The sequence below is a fragment of the Prosthecobacter vanneervenii genome, from assembly GCF_014203095.1.
In the GTDB taxonomy this organism is placed as follows: Bacteria; Verrucomicrobiota; Verrucomicrobiia; order Verrucomicrobiales; family Verrucomicrobiaceae; genus Prosthecobacter; species Prosthecobacter vanneervenii.
Genome location: NZ_JACHIG010000001.1, coordinates 573,322 through 590,113, shown reverse-complemented (window position 1 = coordinate 590,113; position 16,792 = coordinate 573,322). Strand labels below are relative to the sequence as shown.

The following is a 16,792-nucleotide window of genomic DNA, read 5'->3' as shown; positions in this document are numbered from 1 at the left end:
ACTCCCTGCATGACCATCAACCAGCTTTCCCAGCAGAATCCTTTCACCACCAAGGACGGCAGCACCATCCGCAGCATCCTGGACCGCACCAATGCACCCGTGCAAAACCAGAGCCTCGCCGAAGCCGTCGTGCCCGTAGGTCGCCCCACCGAGCGCCATTACCACAAACTCAGCGAGGAGTTCTATTTCATCCTCGAAGGGCAGGGGACCATGGAGATCGATGGCGAAAACCGCACCGTAGCCCCAGGAGACGCCATCCTTATTCCACCCGGCGCCTGGCACCAGATCACCGCCAGCCAGACACTTCGCTTCTTGTGCTGCTGCGCACCACCGTATTCGCATGAGGATACCTACTTCACAGCGTAGCAAACCTTGATTAAACCGAACCCCATGCCATCACTGATCCGCCCCTGGTACTGGCCTGAACGTGGCCAGCCCGAACGCACCGAGCCCTTCACCTGGATTGTGGAGGGCGTGATCGCTGCTTCGTGGTGGCCGGATCCGTATGTGTTTGACCTGTATGACGAGCACGGCATCCGGGTGGTGGTGAACTGCTGCGAGTTTGACAACCGCAAGGATGTGCCGCCGCACTTTGCCTACCATCACATCCATGTGCCGGACTATGGAGTGCCGACGGATGAGCAGATGGAGCGCTTCATCACGCTGATGGATGCGCACAAGGCTGCACGCGAGCCCGTGGTGGTGCACTGTGTTGCAGGGTGTGGGCGGACGGGGCAGTTCATCGTGGCCTGGTGTGCGAAGGCGGGATTGATCCCGGCGGGGAGCGATCCTGTGAAGTGGATCCGCACGCGGCGGAAGTGCTGCCTGGAAACGAGCGAGCAGGTGGACTGCGCGAAGCGGTGGATGGGGAAGTACAGGGCCAAGTGAGGCAGCACAGGATGAGGATGACGCCGACGCGCTGTCCGCAGACTGAAGGCTTATCCGTGGCCAGACAGGACAAAAGACAAAGCGGGCTATGGACAGCGATCCGCTGCATGAGAATGCGTGAGCGGGGGGATCACGGCTTAGCCAGTCCGTCAGGAAGCTGGGTGAGGCGCTCCATGGAGGTGATCTCGTGGTAGAACCAGGGTTTCCCGTCCTTGAGCTTGAAGATGATGGTCTTTGAAGCGTAGCGCAGACCATCGTGCTCTTTCCAGTCACTGAAGCGGTAGAAGTCTCCACGCCAGTCGAGCCGATGAAGCAGGTGGCTTTCCTTGTCGAAGTAAAACTTCATGGGCGGTGTCACGTTGCCGCTTACCTGCACGCCCTCACAGGCCTTGCCCTCGTCGGTGATCTCCGCGATGGGCTCGAACTTGGACTTGGGATCAACGAGCAGATCGAGCGACCAGGCACGCACATCTTCTTTGGCGGGCTCATCGCCGCGTTCCTTCTTGCCTAGCCACCAGCGATTGGGCAGCTCGATGACGGAAGTCCGGCTCGTGCGTTTTTTCCCCTCGGGCGGCTCGGGTTTGTCGCCAAAATGAAAGGTCTCTCCAAAGCGGAAAATCTTGAGCAGCTTGTCCCTGCCGCCGACTGCAGCGAGGGCCTTGTCTACCACAGCCTGAGCGGGGGTGGCAGGGCTGGTTTGTGCATAAACTGCTGGCAGGGCGATGCCCAAAACCACGGCGGAGAGCAGGGTGCGGATCATGGCGGAAGGTTGAAGCCGTGGCATGAGGAGGCAAACGCTTTCTAAGCCGGGCACACGCTGCGCCGGGTCATGGCCAGCTTCCGAAAACTCTTTTGTAACCCAGTAAGCCCCTGGCTGCCAGCCTGGAAATTCTGAGGATGTGGCGGCACAAGCTCGCCTCATGGCCGATGCATGGTGAGTCCTCCGGTCTGCCGAATCGCAGGCCGGAGGAACAGGGTGCTTCCTTATGCCAGCTTGTAGCAGTCGGCCCACTCGGCGCGGGGAGCGGGGCCGGAGAGGCGGGCGTTGGCGGCGTCGTTGTTGATGAAGCGCTTGGTCGCCGGATCGAACTGCAGGTCGACGTTCAGATACTCGGCGATGGTGCCCAGATTCAGCACCTGGGTGAGAGCGCCACCGATGCTGAAAGGCGATTCAGTGCTGCCATTGCCCATGCAGGCCTGGATGAAGCTCTGGAAGTGATTGTACTTCGGCGGATGAAGGGCCATGGCGTCTTTGAACTCGACCATCTTGGAGCGCGGATACACGAGGGAATGACGGTCGTGGGAGCCGCGCTGCACGAGGTAGTCGCCCTGTTTCCGGTGCAGGAGGGAGCCGGTGGCACCGGGATTGGGGATGACGACTTTGCCGTCCGGGCCGGGATCGCCAAATTTCTCCGCGATCTCGATTTTGGTGTCTCCGCCTGCTTTCCAGTGCAGCTCCACGGCGGGCATCTTTTCGCCACGTGCGGGGAATTCAAACCGGATGTCCGAGCTCAGCGGGTAGGCTATCTGGTTGTAATCAGCGAGCGCCAGAGGTGTGATGCGCGTGGGCAGGCCGAGCTTGAGGTGATCATGGGCAAAGTCGATGATGTGAGCGCCCCAGTCGCCAAACATGCCGCCGCCATAGAGGTGGAAACCGCGCCAGTTGAAGGGGTGGTACATCTTGCTGTAGGGCTTGACCTCCTGCGGGCCGCACCAGAGGTCCCAATTGAGCGTCTCGGGCTTTGGCTCCTCCGGAGGATAGCCTTTGATGAGCGCGCGCTCGGCGGCGTTCATGAACCACAGGGAAGGAGACTTCCATGCGTCAATCTTCACAATGTCATCGACAATGCCCGCTGCGAGCATCTGCTTGAACTGCTCGGCACCGGCGGAGGTATGGCCCTGGTTGCCCATCTGTGTCACCACCTTGAATTTCTTCTCTGCGCGCATGAGGATCTCCGCCTCTTCAAAGGTGTGGGTGAGCGGCTTTTCCACGTACACGTGCTTGCCCTGTGCCATGGCGTGGATGGCGGCGGTGAAGTGGGTGTGGTCGGGGGTGACCACGCTGACGGCGTCGATGTCTTTGCCCATTTTATCGAGCATCTCGCGGAAGTCGCTGAAGCGCTTCACATCCGGAAATGCCTTGAGGTTCTTCTCCGTCTTTGCGGTGACAAAGTCCACATCCGTGAAGGCCACGGGGACAGCTGTGCCACCTTCTGTGAGGCCGGGGATGACGCTGCCTGCACGCCCGCCGATGCCGACGCAGCCCAGATTGATGCGCTTGCTGGGCGGCAGCTGCGGATTGTCCGCCGCGCGGGCGCTGGTCAGGTAGGCGGGGATGAAATTGAAGCCAAGGCCTGCGGCGAGGGACTTTTTGACGAAGCTGCGGCGGGTTGGGCTGGTAGAGTATTCAGTGGGTTTCATGGGACAGAAAAGGGACCAAGGCACCACGCTAGATGTCCGTATGAATTAATGCGAGCGTGAAAAACACCCTTCATGCCGTCATGGTGGCTGTTTCTGTTTTGGCACTATTGGTATTCGAAAGTCGCATTTGCACCTGCCGGCATGGTAGAAGGGGGCTTTTACTAGCACCCCTTTGCGAACCTCAGACGTAGGGATGCCTAGCCTTCAGCGCCTCGGGTTATTGTAGCGCCAAATTTTTAATTTTTATTTAGGCATAACTGATTGCTCTTTAGCCAGAGTTGTTGTCATAGCAAAGATACACACACCATGATCGAGCCGATTTCATTTCATGAGCACCGCGACCTTATCGCGAAGATGCGCCGTGAGGTGTACACCACGGGTCTGCTGCGCGAGATTGATGAATTTGACGAGGTGGCGCACCATTTTGCGCTCTATGACAAATCCCGCGAGATCATCGGCGTAGTGCGTGCGCTCAAGAGCAACGAGGTGCCCAAGCTGGAGCTGCAGAGCGAGTCCGATGCGCAGGACCTCGTCTATCCGCAGGATGGCATGATCATGGAGGTCTCGCGGGGCTGTGCACGCAAAAACCTCACCGGCATGCCGCTGCTGCAAATGGCCATGGCCATGCAGAAATATGCCAAGGAGCAAAACGCCTCCTACGTCGTGACCAAGTCCGGCAAGCGCCTCCTGCCGCTCTACCAGACCATGGGCTTCCGCGTGTTTGGCAGGCCGTTTTACTCCGACTACTTTGACGACCGCCGCACCGGGCTGATGAGCATCCCCATCATATATCGCTTTCCCAAAAAAGCCGCCGCGTCCCAGCCCGCAGCTCAGGCGGCCCCAGCTCCATCCCAGGCAGATGACGAGCTGCTGGTCTGGTGAGGAAACAGGTGTCCAGGCTTGAGAGGCGTGGCTAAATGCAGGCTTGCACAGGTCAGGGTGGGGCCTCATGGTACTGCTTCATGAAGCGAGAAAAGCTCCGCCGTTTTCTCTTCGTGGGCGCTGTCTGCCTGCTGTCGTTTCCGTGGCTGACGCCGTGTGGCACCGGCGTCATCGCTGCAGCTGGGATCAGCGGCACTCGAAATGCCTTTACTCGTGGCAGCGAGCCGGAGGCCCGGCTGCCTACACGGCAGCTTAGAGGCTGGGCCAGCAGACCTGCCAGTCCTTTCAGCGTCATCTCCAGCCAGCCAGTGCCCTTGAGTCGGCTGATCGGGGATGAAGAGCTTGTGAAGGCCAGTGGGGGCCAAGATGCTCCGTATCCTGGTTCACTGGTGGGGAAAGGGGCCTCGGCGCTCGTGGATGGGGTGGCTGGCGTTTTTCTGGCCATCGATCCTCTCGGCTGGAGCGATGAAGATATTAAGTTGGATATGAACCAGTTTCGCCGCAGGCAGCTCGTGCTGTGTGAGTCGCCCTATGTCGTGCTTCAGGGGACGGATCTACGTTTTACACGGGATGGCAAAAAAGGCCCTGTCCGCCTTGCCAAGGCTAAATACGCCGTGGTCAGCGTCATCACCGAAGAGGGGAGCTATTCGGCAGCTGCCAAAGTCATCCACTATCGAGGTCCGTCTGAAGAGCTGATCCTGGAAACACCTTATCGCTTGTTCAGCGGGTATAAAAACCGTCTGAAGCTGCCTGTGCCGGCTGGGACAAAGATCACTCTGAACTACGTGAAGCGTACTCTCTCCAGCAACCTGCCGCCAGAGAATGCCGGTGCGCAGTGACTGATGGGGTGGCCTACCCGTGCCTGCACCGACCATGTGGCAGCTCCGTCTTCAGGACGGCTGAAAGCAGTCTTGCATAATGCGGGGCTGGGACCCATGCTCAGTCCATGAAGCGAGAAAAGCTCCGCCGTTTTCTCTTTGTGGGTGCTGTCTGCCTGCTGTCGTTTCCGTGGCTGACACCGTGTGCGGGCATCTGGTTTGCGGCTGCTGTGGACAGCGTGCATAGTGTGGTAACGCACCGCGATGAGCGGGAATACAAGCTGCCAAGCAAGCAGCTCAAGGAGTGGGCCGCCAAACAGGTGCCTAAGTTGAAAGTGCGCGAAAATCAGCCCATTCCCTCTGGCATGCAGATCATCGATGCCGAACTGTCTGCCGCAAACGGCGGGCGCAGTGCTTCACGACCTGGCACGCTGGTGGGCAGAGGTGCCTCCGCTGTGGTGGATGGCCTGACCTCCACCCTGACCTGGGTGGACCCCGCCACCTGGCTCTTTTACGACACGCTGGACACAAAGCCCTCCACCCCAAAGCGGCGGCTGATCCTGAGGGAGAAGCCGTTTGTGATGATTGAGGGCGATGACCTCCGCTACACCAGCGAGGGAAAGAATGGCCCGGTGCGGCTAGCCAGGGCCAGAAAAGCCCGGCTCACAGTCATCACTCCGGATGGCACCTGCCGGATCAATGCTTCCGCCATCCACTACCGGGGGCCTGCGGCCGATGAGGTGCTGCTGGAGGGGATGGATTCTGTGAACACCCGCACTCAGGTGCTATGGCCTGCCAATCGAGGTGATGCGGTGGTTCTCAACTTTGTGAATCGCAGTGTCTCTTTCTCTGGCAGGATGGGTGATGGTTTGAGGAGTTTTTCCATCAAGGCTTCGCCTGATTCAAAGATAGGCGGGCCGCCCGCTCCTGGCCCGCCGACAGCCGGAAAAAAACACACGCCGTGATGCCAAAATGAACCACCAAAACCACCGAAACCGGTTGTGGGGGTTTTGGTGGTTCATTTTGGGCGCTGAAATTTTTTTCGGCAGTGGCGCTGTCGGGCGATTTTCCGTTTTCAATTCCGCAAGCCCCCGCCACTCCGCTGCGTTCTCTCCGCACATCATCATGGATCCTTTTCTCGAATGCCACCGCCAGCAGACACGCCGTCAGTTTTTTGGACAGACCGGGCTGCGCATGGGCAGTGTCGCTCTGGCCAGCATGCTTGGCGAGCGCTTTGCTCAGGGTGCCTCCTCCCTGGTGCAGCCTTCGCTGAACGGGCTGCCGCATTTCGCGCCGAAGGCCAAGCGCCTGATCTACCTGCACATGAATGGTGCGCCCTCCCAGCTCGATCTCTGGGATCATAAGCCACAGCTGCAGCAGCATTATGACAAGGACCTGCCGGACAGCGTGCGCAATGGCCAGCGCATCACCACCATGACGAGCGGGCAGGCGCGCTTTCCGGTGGCACCGAGCATGTTTAAATTCACCCCGCATGGCCAGTGCGGGCGCTACGTGAGCGAGCTGCTGCCGCACACGGCCAAGATCGTGGACGAGATCGCGGTGATCAAAAGCGTGCATACCAGCGCCATCAATCACGATCCGGCCTGCACCTTTGTCATGACTGGCAGCGAGGTGCCAGGAAAGCCGAGCATCGGCTCCTGGCTCTCCTACGGTCTCGGTAGCGAGAGCAATGACCTGCCCTCCTTTGTGGTCTTCACGCCCAGCTTTCCGGCGGCCAGCCAGGCGCAGGCGCTCTTTACCCGCATGTGGAGCAGCGGCTTCCTGCCCACCAAGTACACCGGCGTGGCCCTGCGCGGCCAGGGAGATCCCGTGCTGTATGTGAAGAATCCGCCCGGTGTGGACCCGACCGATCGCCGCACGATGATGACGGCGCTGAATCAGCTCAATTCCATCAACCACGCCCGCATCGGCGACCCTGAGATCCAGACGCGCATCGCGCAGTATGAGATGGCCTTTCGCATGCAGACCAGTGTGCCGGAGCTCACGGATCTGAGCAAGGAAAGCAAGGCCACGCTGGAGATGTACGGCCCGGATGTGAACCGCAGCGGCAGCTTCACCCACAGCGCCATCATGGCCCGCAGGCTGATCGAGCGCGGCACGCGCGTGGTGCAGATCCTGCATCGCGGCTGGGACCAGCACAACAATCTGCCCAAGCTCCTGCGCGGCCAGGTGGAGGACAGCGAGCGCGCCTGCGCCGCCCTCATCATGGACCTGAAACAGCGCGGCCTGCTGCAGGACACGCTGGTGGTCTGGGGTGGTGAATTTGGACGCACCGTGTACTCCCAGGGCACCCTGACGAAGGAGAACTACGGCCGCGACCACCACCCGCGCTGCTTCACCATGTGGATGGCCGGTGGCGGTGTGAAAGGCGGCGTGGAGCACGGCGAGACGGACGACTTCAGCTACAACATCGTGAAGGACCCCGTGCACATCAATGACCTCAATGCCACGATCCTCCACCTCATGGGAATCGACCACCGCAAATTCAGCTTCAAGTTCCAGGGACTGGACCAAAGGCTGACCGGCGTGGAAGAGCACAGCCCGGTGAAGGCGGTGCTGGCGTGACGGGGGGCATGAAGGGAAACCAGCCAGCGCGTTTTGAAGGGCAGGATCACACGCTATGGTCATTCACTGATCATGTGCTGGTGGAGTGCTCCAATTGCGGTCAAAGCGCCTCAGTGTATCGTTCTGATGGGGCTCATCCCGCAGGCGAAGTGACGGAGTATCGCCTTGAGTGCACCCACTGCGGAGCACTGAAGGCCGCATCATATGCACAGGACATGCTCACATCTGATCCAGCAATGTGGCAGGGGTTTCGTCTTTGGTTGCAGACACGCTGCAAGGGACGTGTTTTCTGGGCGCTGAATGCGCAGCACTTGGATTATATCCGTTCATACATCGTGGCAGATTTGCGCCCCAGAGAGAAAAAGACCGCACCAGATCCCAAAGTAAGGCAAGTCCTGAAACCTCAGTCTCATGGCTATCACCTGACATCCCGACTGCCGCGCTGGATGGTTTTGAAAACAAGCCGTCAGCACGTCCTGAGGGCCATCGCGCTACTGCGGGTGAGGCACGATAAAACAAAACTGCGCACCTCGAAATGAACCACCGAAACCCCCACAACCGGTTGTGGGGGTTTTGGTGGTTTGTTTTCGCCATGTGATCTGCGTTTTTTCTCTGCCGAGAGCGGGCATAGGCTACGGCGTGGCGCGCACGATCTCGACCAGCACGGGGCAGTGGTCTGAGCCCAGCTCGGGGCCGAGGGTACGCTTTTGGACGATGAGGCCGCGCCTGAGCAGCACGTGGTCGATGGGGATCATGGTGGGCAGGTGGCGGCCCCAGGTGGGTGGCCATACGGGGGCCACCGAGCGGAAATCGAGCCCGCTCTTTTCCCGCAGCAGGCGCATGCCCTCGCACCAGGGCGTGGCATTGAAGTCGCCAGCCACGATCACCTCGCTGCTCAGTCCGGCCACCAGCGCGGCGATGCCGCTGAGGTGCCCGCGCCACTCCTCCGCACGCACACCGCCGATGGGCGGCTCGGTGTGCAGTCCGATGAACGTCAGGGGTGTGCCCAGGTGGTCCAGATTCAGCACCAGCACGGGCAGCCGCCAGATCGTGAAGCGGCGCACCTCGGAGCTTTTGAGCGGCAGGCGTGTGTAGCAGGCGATGCCAAAGAAGCCCCCGATCAGCTCCTCCACGCGGTGCGGGTACTTCCGCCTCAGCGGCTCCAGGCTCTGCTGCCAGGTGTCGTTCACCTCCTCCAGGCAGACGATGTCCGCATCTGCCTGCAGCACGTGGTTGATCACTTCCTCGTGGCGGGTGTTGGTGGCCAGCACGTTGTAGATCATGAGGCGCAGCGGCTTGCCGGTGGGGGCGGCAGGGGGCTCCGCCGTCTGGTCCACGGCGTGGATGATCTGCGCATTCCAGAAGAGTGAGACCAGCGCCGCCACCACCAGCCAGGTGCGGCGGCGCAGCAGCGCATACAGCAGCACCACGGCGCAGGCCACCACGTGCTGCAGCCGGAAGTGGGACATGAGATCCAGCAGCCAGTGGTGGCGGCCCAGACTGGCCAGCCAGGTGCAGGCCAGCGCGGCAACTGCCAGCGCCTCGCTCATTCCACGCCAGGAGAGGAATCTCCTCGGAGGCACAGGGGCAGGGGCGGTGGGTTCGGCTGGCGGCGCGTCGTCAGTCATCGGCAATAAGCGGCAATCATGGCGCTTTCCGGGCCTGATGCACCTTCTTCTTGCACGGTGGGGCATGCCGTTCATGGATGAAGGCATGGGTAAACTTCAAGACCAGATCGCAGTCGTCACCGGTGCCGGACGTGGCATCGGCAAAGCCATCGCCGAAACCTTCGCCGCCGAGGGGGCCAAAGTGGCCGTCGTCAGCCGCACGCTGGCCAATGCGCAGAGCGCCGCAGACGCCATCAACGCCAAATTCCCCGACGCCGCCAAGGCCTACGCCCTGGACGTGGCGGACGGCAATGCCTGCGCCGAGGTGGGCAAGCAGATCCTGACCGACTACGATCACGTGGACATCCTCGTCAACAACGCCGGTGTGACCAAGGACGGCTTGCTCCTGCGCATGAGCGAGGCGGACTGGGACGCCGTGCTGGACACCAATCTGAAGGGTGCCTTCAACATGGTGAAGGCCTTTCAGCGCAGCATCCTCAAGCAGAAGGGCGCACGCATCATCAATATCAGCTCCGTCATCGGCCTCATCGGCAATGCCGGGCAGGCCAACTACGCCGCCAGCAAGGCGGGCCTCATCGGCTTCACCAAGTCTCTGGCACGCGAGTTCGCGGGCCGTGGCGTCACCGCCAACTGCATCTGCCCCGGCTTCATCGCCACGGACATGACGCACGTGCTCAATGACGCGGTGAAGGCGGAGATCCTCAAGAAGATCCCGCTGGGAGACCTCGGCAGCGCCGACGACATCTCCGCCGCTGCGCTCTACCTCGCCAGCCCCGCCGCCCGGTACGTCACCGGCCAGGTGCTGACGGTGGACGGTGGCATGGTGATGTAATCCCAGTCCCAGCCGAGCGCCCCCAATCTCGAGGCGGAGTCCAGGTATCACAGCCTGACTCCGCCTTTTTCTTGGCCCGCCTTGCCGCTCAGGGCGGGGTGGTCTTGGGCTCGTAGGGTGGGTAGAATTTGCGGGCCCCAAACTCGATGTAGCGATTCTCCCCGGCCTTCAGGTAATAGACCGCCGCCTCGGCCGTGGGCGCGGGGGCAGGGGACTTGGGGCTTGAGGACTGGGCTGGCTGGTAGATGAAATGGCGACCGCTGGCATCCCGGGCCAGTTTTAGCATGGTGGCATCTTCCCGCTCCACCGGCTCCTCGCTGCGGCGGAAGAGGCCCTTGTCCTGGCCGGGCAGGCGCAGATTGGGCTCGTAGCGGTCGTCCTTGCCCAGCGGGGTGGTGTAGTAGTGGGTGTCTCCCAGCGCGGTGGGGTACTCCGTCCATTCATAATCCGCAGGCCGTGAGTGGATGCGCCAGCCCAGCAGTACCAGAGACCCTACCAGCACCGCCCAGCCGAGCAGCAGCCGCCCGGGGGTGTCGCGGATTTCATTGGTGGACATGGAGCGGAATCAAAGCCGGAAAAGCCCCGCCTGAAAAGGGATATGTCAGCCCGAGCAGCGGGCCTAAGGGCAGGGGCTCCGTCTGGCGGAGAGCATTTGTTGTTTGGAGGGCTTTTAGCGCTTGTTTGCGAATGTAGAAATCAGTCTATAAATCTGTTTAACAATGCATTGAATTGTATTTTCACGCTTATGAATGCAATCAGCATTTCCCCGTCTTTTGAGCGCCTGACACCCGCTAAGACCACCTCCAGCAGCCGGTCCAGCCGCTCGCATTTTCCGACTCTGGAGGCCCGGTGGGGCTTGCCAGCGCTCTGGCGGAGAGGGATCGTCCCGATCCCTCACGCTCCCGCATCGCCCTGCGTTCTCGCATCTCCACAAATTCTACCCTCCCGCATCACCCTGCACCATCGCACCTCCGCGAAGCCGCTGCAGGTGGGGGGATCAAGATGATCCCCCTCCGTCGGCTCGTGCCTCCGCCTTCAGACCCGCTTCTCTGGGGCTGGTATGAGAAACGAAAGCGCTAGGGAGCCCCTTTTCTCCAAATGGGACTTAACATGGTTTAAACGTAAAAACCAAGAGAAAGGAAAAGAGAAACAGATATTTAAGATAAATAAATCATATTGGACAGCCATTGTCAGCCCCATGGGCCCTGCGGCCACCACCTCCGGCTGCATGAATCCCGCGCCGCTGCCCGTACTTGTGGGCTTGTCATCCCGGCCCGTCTCGGCTTCGATGCCAGCCCCTCCTTTTTCCCGACCTTCCTATGAGCAAAAAATGGCGCATCGCCGGCATCAACTTTGACCACTTCCACATGGGCGACCTGCTGCGCCAGACCTCCGAGCACCCCCAGGCGGAGATCGTGGGCATCTGCGATGAAAAGCCCGAGCGCCTCGTGGAGGCCACGCGGAATTTCAGCCTGCGCCCCGACCAGGTCTTCACCGACTACCGCGCCTGCATGGAGCAGACCAAGCCGGACATCGTCGTGCTCTGTCCCGCCGCCTCCTGCCATGGCGACTGGGTTTCCAAGATCGCCCCGTACGGCACCCACATCATCATGGAGAAGCCCTTTGCCGGATCTCTGGCCGAGGCCGACGCCATGGTGGCCGCCATGCAGCCGCATGGCAAGCTGCTCACCGTCAACTGGCCGCTCGTCTGGGATGCCGGGCAGCAGACCGCCCACCGCCTCATCCAGGAGGGCGTCATCGGCGAGGTGCGCGAATTCCACCACCACGGCGGCAATCGCGGCCCGCTCTGCCACGGTGCGGACAAGATCGAAAAAGAACCCTCCGCCGCCGAGAAATCCGCCAGCTGGTTCTACAGCAAGGCGCAGGGCGGGGGATCCCTGCTCGACTACATGGGCTACGGCGCCACCCTCGGCACCTGGCACCTCGGCGGGCAGTCGCCCTTGGAGGTCACCTGCACCTGGAACCAGCCCGAGGGCCTGGAGGTGGACGAGCACGCCGTGGCCGTGCTGCGCTACCGCCTGGGCCTCAGCAAGACCGAGACCCGCTGGGGCACCTTTACCGATCCCTGGACCCACCAGCCCCAGCCCAAGTGCGGCTTCGTCCTCAAGGGCACCGACGGCACCATCTCGTGCTACGACTACGAGCCCACCATCCGCGTGCAGACCCGCGCCCGGCCGGAGGGCTACGACCTGCCCGTGGACCCCGTGGTCTCGCCCAATCGCAACCCCATCGAAAACGTCATCCACCACCTGGAAACCGGCGCACCTCTCATCGGCCCGCTCCGCCTGGACATCTCCCGCATCGGCCAGCAGATCGTGGACACCGCCTTCCGCAGCGCCCAGGAGAAACGGACCCTGGAGCTGCTGGGGTAGGCGTGGCTCGGGGCTGGTTTTCAGGGCTCATTCACCCCTTGGAATGAGAGCGCAGAATGTGGAATATTAACTACAAACAATCAATGTAATATATAGTTTCTGACGTTGACAGAATCTAACAGTTGGCAGTTGAACTCCTTGTGTATTGGGTGATTCTTGAGGTGCTGATTCTAAACCTTTTAGCCCGTCTGCTGGCCTGAGAACTAGCAGGCATGCCCGTCGAGGTCTCTTACCATCGGCGGGTTTTTTTTAATTTTATTTCAAATCCCACTGTGACGACTGAACAACTGGAGACGGTAAAAAAAATTCTAAGCGAAAAGTGTGATGGCGCGGTTTGCCCAATGTGCTCAAAAGCTGGTACCTTTGTGGTTTTGCCTGAATTCACTTTTTTCTCGATAAAGGCACCCACGCTTCCTGGACCTTTCAAGGTTATTCCGTGTGCTGTAACAGTATGTCAGAATTGCGGGTTTATGTCTAGCCATGCGGCTGGTATGCTTGGAATCGACCCCAAGTTGTTAGCAGACCCCAAAACAGACGCAGCCCTCGGGGCTCCGGGAGCAGACGCAGATGTCAAAAAAATCTGATGCCATGCCTTCCCCGCCTTTCGAGCAAGCGCCTTTTGTGCAAATGACACAAGAAAAGGTTCTTAGCCTATTAATAGCTGATGGCAGTTCATGCTACGGAGTTGTCTCAAAAGAGCGTTGCAGGGTGATATTGCGAGAGTTTGAGGAATCAGTGAAGTCAAACAAGTCAGATTGGATGACACCCACATCAATTTTGGCTGGATTAATTGTGTTTTTTCTTTCCTCGGAAATCAAAAAAACGGTCTGGGGAGGGCCTGAGCTTTGGTTCAACGTGTTGCTAATTTGCCTAGGTATGTGTATCTTCTGGTTGATTATAGCCATAAAGAGAGCGGTAAGGTTTAAGGCGGTCGAAATTACCGTGGAAGAAGCCGTGAACAGCATATTTAAAGATGCTAGCGTTCTAACAAGGCACGCCAGTGGCAACGTCGGCTTTCAAGTCGTGAGCAAGAAAGGGTTAGACGAAATCGTGGGCTGAAATAGCGTCAAACTATCGTGTAAGAGTATAAAGATGTCAGGCGTTTAGTGTGCATGTTTACGGTCTATTTCTCTGTATTACAAAGGGTTGTGCTGATGTTCACGCAGGCCACGTTTGGCGCGTGATATGAGTGGGATAAGACCATTAGAGGCCAGTCATGCCAGGCCTTTATCCCTGCCCTGACCACCCCGGAAAAAGTTTCCATCCCTAGACACGGCCGCACGACGCAGGAGATCGCCACTGGCTGCTAAATTCGTGGATCTGCATGGCGCTTGAACATCGGGTCGCTTCCGTGCGAGAAATCTACTTTCTTCCATCTTGGATCGTGGGGTTTGAGTCTCATGTCCTCGGGCCACCAAAAATCTTCCAGCAACGTGCCATCAGGTTCATAGCCGCACTGCCTCACACGACCGTCCCAAAAGAAGAAATAGATCTCATGAGGGTGCCTGCCTTCCCAGTGGTGCTGGTCGTAGGAGCACTCTCCGAACTGCTGGACTGCGACCCCGGCAAGATCCGGGTTGTCGCGAAACGGATTTTCCCAGTGACCCACTGAAAAATCACGAACGGCTTGAACTTTTGGCAAGCTGGAGTGGTGAACACACGAAGCAAAGCTGAGACAACAGACGGCTGAAAATAGAGCTTTCACAAAAGAAAAATGTCAGGCGTTTAGCCCCGCACCCAACCATGAGCCACTGTTCGCTGTAGCGGATGGTTCGCCGTAGCAGGTTCTTGGATTCTGTTCATGGGGGTGAGTCCAGTTTCCCAATCGAGCGAGAGCAGCCAAAGGACCGCACAAGAGACTCATCGAAACGAGCAAGGTATGAATGGGCGTGCTCCAAATAAGTAAGAAGGTGAGACGCCAGCTGGCAAAAGGGCATGGGATGCGTGGTCATGTGTGGTGCAGACCACCGGAGGCCAGCCTGGCAGTCATCCACCCAAGCTCCAGCAAAGACGGTATAGGGTATCTCTGGATAGAACTCATCGAATCTCGTCCCGTCGGGACGAACATCCATCGCGACCTGAATACTCTTCCAGAACATCCCGCTGTGCATATGCATCTTTCTATTCGGGTAGCGCCCGCCCATCGGCCACTTCAAGAGCGTGTAGCCATGCCGAAAGCTGAACGGCTGAACCACTGGATCAATGGCGTTCAAATGCGAAGCGAATCGCTCGTAGTCGGCTTCGGTGTCGAGGGGCATGGCGAGAGGCTCAACTTCTTGAGCGGACGTGCTTGATGGAAATCAATTCTGTCAAGTACGTCAATCCTATAACGGGGGCACAGCCCCCCTTCCCGCTCTCCCACTCCTTGCCACCTAGACGCTAGCTGAAAAAGTTTCCGAGTTTCCATCCCTAGAGGTGGAAACTTGGAAACTTTTGGGACATGGCAGCGGATGGCAGGAGGTGGGCGAGAGTCGGTCAGGTGGCGGCTATTCTGCTACTCACTCGACTCGGACTTCTTCTGAGCAGCCCAACGCTTCTTCTGGGCTTCAGCGATACGCTTTTTTCCTTCTTCTGACATGCTGCGCTTTTTCCTAGGGCGGCCGGGACCTTTGCTGGCCGTGTCAGAGCTTCCGCCCAAGATGGAGGCGAGTTCTGACTGCGCGGCTTCGAGTTTGAGGGCGAGCTTGAGGGCCTGTTTGAGCTGGGAGGCCGAGGGGAGAGTCGTGGAAAGCATTACACCAGTTTAGTTCAAAAGTGAAAACTGCAAGATATTCTTATTACGATCCGGCATTTGCCTTGACGGAGCGATGGCTGCGGCCGGGTGGGCAGTACGTGGGGAGTTGGGCCAAGTGGCGAGGTGGGTGCGAGGGGCTTGTGAATTCCATCAGGCGCCCCAAAGGATGCCAGGCATTTCAAACGACCATACTTAACCTGCCCCCCGGAAAAAGTTTCCAAGTTTCCATCCCTAGACATGGAAACTCGGAAACTTTTGGGGGCGTGACAGCAGATGGCAGGAGGTGGCACCCAGCGCCTCAAGCAGGACGATGCTTGAGGAGTGCCTGGAAAGCGGATGAATGGAGCCGATGGGAGGCTGGCTGGAGGACCTGCCATCGGCTGGGTGGCTGACAAGGCGGGGTGGCGGAGACTGAAGAGCGTTGTGTGTTGGCGGTGTGCTGCGGGCTTGGAGGCCCGCGCGCGCCCTAGCGGCTTGTCTTTCGCCCCCACCTGAGCTGAGTCATGGATCACTTGAGGTGCTTCCGTACCGACTCGCTGACGGCTTCGCCGAGGACTTCGGTGCCGTTCAGCACCTGCACATGGAAGCCGTGGTATTTTTTACCGGATTCTTCCACGAGCTTGTAGCTCCTGCGGCCTGAGCGCTCGCTGTGCGTGCGGACGTAGTCAAAGGCCACCTTGGGGGTCTCCACATCCACATAGTGGCCGCTGGGGTCCACGGTGATCTTCATTTCGCCGGATTTCTCCACGTTGACGGTGTCGGCACCGCGCCGGAGGTTCGCGGCGTAGAGGGCCCATTTCAGCGTCACTCCATCGAGCTTGGTGCTGGTGAAATTGGTGACGCGCACCCTGAGCCAATGGGTGCTGACGTATTCTTCTTTTTTGATGTCGGCTGACTTTTGCTGGACCTCGGGTTTGACGGCGACATCGACTGAACCGGCAAAGGCGGCACTGGCGAGCATGAGGATGCAAAGAATGGAAAGACGGGTGTTCATGGAAGTGGTTGGTGGAATGGGATGACCTCGGCGGGCGACGGACACTTGCGGCCTGAGATGACGAGATCGGCTCAACTCAGCCGCGCAGGGATGAAGGCGGAAACCGCAGCCTCTTCAGCAGCGCTCCTGGCACAGCCAGCGGTGCCGGCGTATGCCCAGGTGAATTTCCCAGCACGCGGCCTCTTTGAGCACTGCCACCCAGCCTGCTGAGATCTGCCGTGACATCCCCTGCCAGCCTGCCGCCGCCAGCGGGTCGCATTCTGAAAGCGGGTGCTCAGGCACCAGGTCCTGCTTGAACTCGGTTTCATCATCATCCAGGACACAGACCAGAGGCGCGGAGCCCTTCACCACGAGGGCCGCGCACCAGCCGGACTGCTCCATGCCGAGCATGAGCAGAATCAGGAGGGTGGGGATGAACAGGCACCAGCGCATGGGATGGCGGATGTGTGTGTCTGTACAACGAAAGGGCGTCGTGGTGGCTATCACAGGCTTTTTAAAGCTTCCTCCGGGGCTGGGGAGCCGCCGGAGGTTCCCACTGAGAACGGTGACTTTGCAGCCTGCCCCTATTGTCCCGGGAAAAGTTTCCAAGTTTCCATGCTATAGGATGGAAACTTGG

General features: G+C 59.5%; 20 protein-coding genes. 11 read left to right on the top strand and 9 right to left on the bottom strand.

The genetic code is table 11. The annotated features are described in order from the left end of the window. Nucleotides 1-9 precede the first annotated feature (9 nt). Complete coding sequence (locus HNQ65_RS02155) at nt 10-366, top strand: cupin domain-containing protein (RefSeq protein WP_184337827.1); 357 nt, start codon at nt 10-12, stop codon at nt 364-366. Nucleotides 367-390: 24 nt separating this feature from the next. Then, a complete protein-coding gene (locus HNQ65_RS02150) occupies nt 391-888 on the top strand; it encodes a phosphatase domain-containing putative toxin (RefSeq protein WP_184337826.1) in 498 nt (165 codons plus the stop codon). A gap of 130 nt (nt 889-1,018) precedes the next feature. Here the strand turns inward: HNQ65_RS02150 and HNQ65_RS02145 are convergent, their stop codons facing one another. Together HNQ65_RS02145 and HNQ65_RS02140 are read right to left on the bottom strand one after the other, a co-directional pair. Then, nucleotides 1,019-1,648 (bottom strand): hypothetical protein, encoded by a 630-nt coding sequence (locus tag HNQ65_RS02145; protein WP_184337825.1) that lies wholly within the window; start codon nt 1,646-1,648, stop codon nt 1,019-1,021. Nucleotides 1,649-1,872: 224 nt separating this feature from the next. Further along, on the bottom strand, nt 1,873-3,309 hold the full coding sequence (locus HNQ65_RS02140; protein WP_184337824.1) for a Gfo/Idh/MocA family oxidoreductase: 1,437 nt from the start codon (nt 3,307-3,309) through the stop codon (nt 1,873-1,875). A 306-nt stretch (nt 3,310-3,615) separates the two neighbouring features. Here HNQ65_RS02140 and HNQ65_RS02135 point away from each other — a divergent pair, with 306 nt between their 5' ends. The 5 genes from HNQ65_RS02135 to HNQ65_RS02115 all read left to right on the top strand — a co-directional run bounded on the left by HNQ65_RS02135 (nt 3,616) and on the right by HNQ65_RS02115 (nt 8,134). After that, a complete protein-coding gene (locus HNQ65_RS02135; RefSeq protein ID WP_184337823.1) occupies nt 3,616-4,191 on the top strand; it encodes a GNAT family N-acyltransferase in 576 nt (191 codons plus the stop codon). A gap of 80 nt (nt 4,192-4,271) precedes the next feature. Continuing rightward, complete coding sequence (locus tag HNQ65_RS02130) at nt 4,272-5,030, top strand: hypothetical protein (protein ID WP_184337822.1); 759 nt, start codon at nt 4,272-4,274, stop codon at nt 5,028-5,030. 107 nt (nt 5,031-5,137) lie between these two features. Continuing rightward, nucleotides 5,138-5,974, top strand: coding sequence for a hypothetical protein (locus HNQ65_RS02125; protein WP_184337821.1), 837 nt, complete (start codon nt 5,138-5,140; stop codon nt 5,972-5,974). Between the two features lie 160 nt (nt 5,975-6,134). After that, nucleotides 6,135-7,595 carry a DUF1501 domain-containing protein gene (locus HNQ65_RS02120; protein WP_184337820.1) on the top strand — a complete coding sequence of 487 codons (1,461 nt, stop codon included), beginning with the start codon at nt 6,135-6,137 and terminating at the stop codon, nt 7,593-7,595. 8 nt (nt 7,596-7,603) lie between these two features. Then, nucleotides 7,604-8,134 carry a hypothetical protein gene (locus HNQ65_RS02115; protein ID WP_184337819.1) on the top strand — a complete coding sequence of 177 codons (531 nt, stop codon included), beginning with the start codon at nt 7,604-7,606 and terminating at the stop codon, nt 8,132-8,134. Nucleotides 8,135-8,227: 93 nt separating this feature from the next. On the opposite strand, the gene HNQ65_RS02110 is transcribed toward HNQ65_RS02115, so the two are convergent. Then, the gene (locus HNQ65_RS02110; protein WP_184337818.1) at nt 8,228-9,223 is read right to left on the bottom strand and encodes an endonuclease/exonuclease/phosphatase family protein; all 996 of its coding nucleotides are present in this window, start codon (nt 9,221-9,223) and stop codon (nt 8,228-8,230) included. 85 nt (nt 9,224-9,308) lie between these two features. Here HNQ65_RS02110 and fabG point away from each other — a divergent pair, with 85 nt between their 5' ends. Continuing rightward, a complete protein-coding gene (gene fabG, locus HNQ65_RS02105) occupies nt 9,309-10,055 on the top strand; it encodes a 3-oxoacyl-[acyl-carrier-protein] reductase (RefSeq protein ID WP_184337817.1) in 747 nt (248 codons plus the stop codon). An 88-nt stretch (nt 10,056-10,143) separates the two neighbouring features. On the opposite strand, the gene HNQ65_RS02100 is transcribed toward fabG, so the two are convergent. Next, a complete protein-coding gene (locus HNQ65_RS02100; RefSeq protein WP_184337816.1) occupies nt 10,144-10,611 on the bottom strand; it encodes a hypothetical protein in 468 nt (155 codons plus the stop codon). 763 nt (nt 10,612-11,374) lie between these two features. Between HNQ65_RS02100 and HNQ65_RS02095 the strand changes: the two genes are divergently transcribed. The 3 genes from HNQ65_RS02095 to HNQ65_RS02085 all read left to right on the top strand — a co-directional run bounded on the left by HNQ65_RS02095 (nt 11,375) and on the right by HNQ65_RS02085 (nt 13,507). Beyond that, nucleotides 11,375-12,448 carry a Gfo/Idh/MocA family protein gene (locus HNQ65_RS02095; protein WP_184337815.1) on the top strand — a complete coding sequence of 358 codons (1,074 nt, stop codon included), beginning with the start codon at nt 11,375-11,377 and terminating at the stop codon, nt 12,446-12,448. A gap of 212 nt (nt 12,449-12,660) precedes the next feature. Next, nucleotides 12,661-13,032, top strand: coding sequence for a hypothetical protein (locus tag HNQ65_RS02090; RefSeq protein WP_184337814.1), 372 nt, complete (start codon nt 12,661-12,663; stop codon nt 13,030-13,032). Nucleotides 13,033-13,036: 4 nt separating this feature from the next. After that, on the top strand, nt 13,037-13,507 hold the full coding sequence (locus HNQ65_RS02085; protein ID WP_184337813.1) for a hypothetical protein: 471 nt from the start codon (nt 13,037-13,039) through the stop codon (nt 13,505-13,507). 247 nt (nt 13,508-13,754) lie between these two features. Here HNQ65_RS02085 and HNQ65_RS02080 read toward each other — a convergent pair whose 3' ends face one another. The 5 genes from HNQ65_RS02080 to HNQ65_RS02060 form a co-directional block, all read right to left on the bottom strand. Continuing rightward, the gene (locus HNQ65_RS02080; RefSeq protein ID WP_184337812.1) at nt 13,755-14,090 is read right to left on the bottom strand and encodes a hypothetical protein; all 336 of its coding nucleotides are present in this window, start codon (nt 14,088-14,090) and stop codon (nt 13,755-13,757) included. Between the two features lie 157 nt (nt 14,091-14,247). Further along, nucleotides 14,248-14,706: a hypothetical protein gene (locus tag HNQ65_RS02075; RefSeq protein ID WP_184337811.1), complete on the bottom strand. Its 459-nt coding sequence runs from the start codon at nt 14,704-14,706 to the stop codon at nt 14,248-14,250. Between the two features lie 236 nt (nt 14,707-14,942). Then, the gene (locus HNQ65_RS02070) at nt 14,943-15,182 is read right to left on the bottom strand and encodes a hypothetical protein (RefSeq protein WP_184337810.1); all 240 of its coding nucleotides are present in this window, start codon (nt 15,180-15,182) and stop codon (nt 14,943-14,945) included. Between the two features lie 508 nt (nt 15,183-15,690). Beyond that, entirely contained in the window at nt 15,691-16,176 is a 486-nt protein-coding gene (locus tag HNQ65_RS02065) for a hypothetical protein (protein ID WP_184337809.1), read from the bottom strand. A 114-nt stretch (nt 16,177-16,290) separates the two neighbouring features. After that, nucleotides 16,291-16,608 carry a hypothetical protein gene (locus tag HNQ65_RS02060; RefSeq protein WP_184337808.1) on the bottom strand — a complete coding sequence of 106 codons (318 nt, stop codon included), beginning with the start codon at nt 16,606-16,608 and terminating at the stop codon, nt 16,291-16,293. Nucleotides 16,609-16,792: the final 184 nt, after the last annotated feature.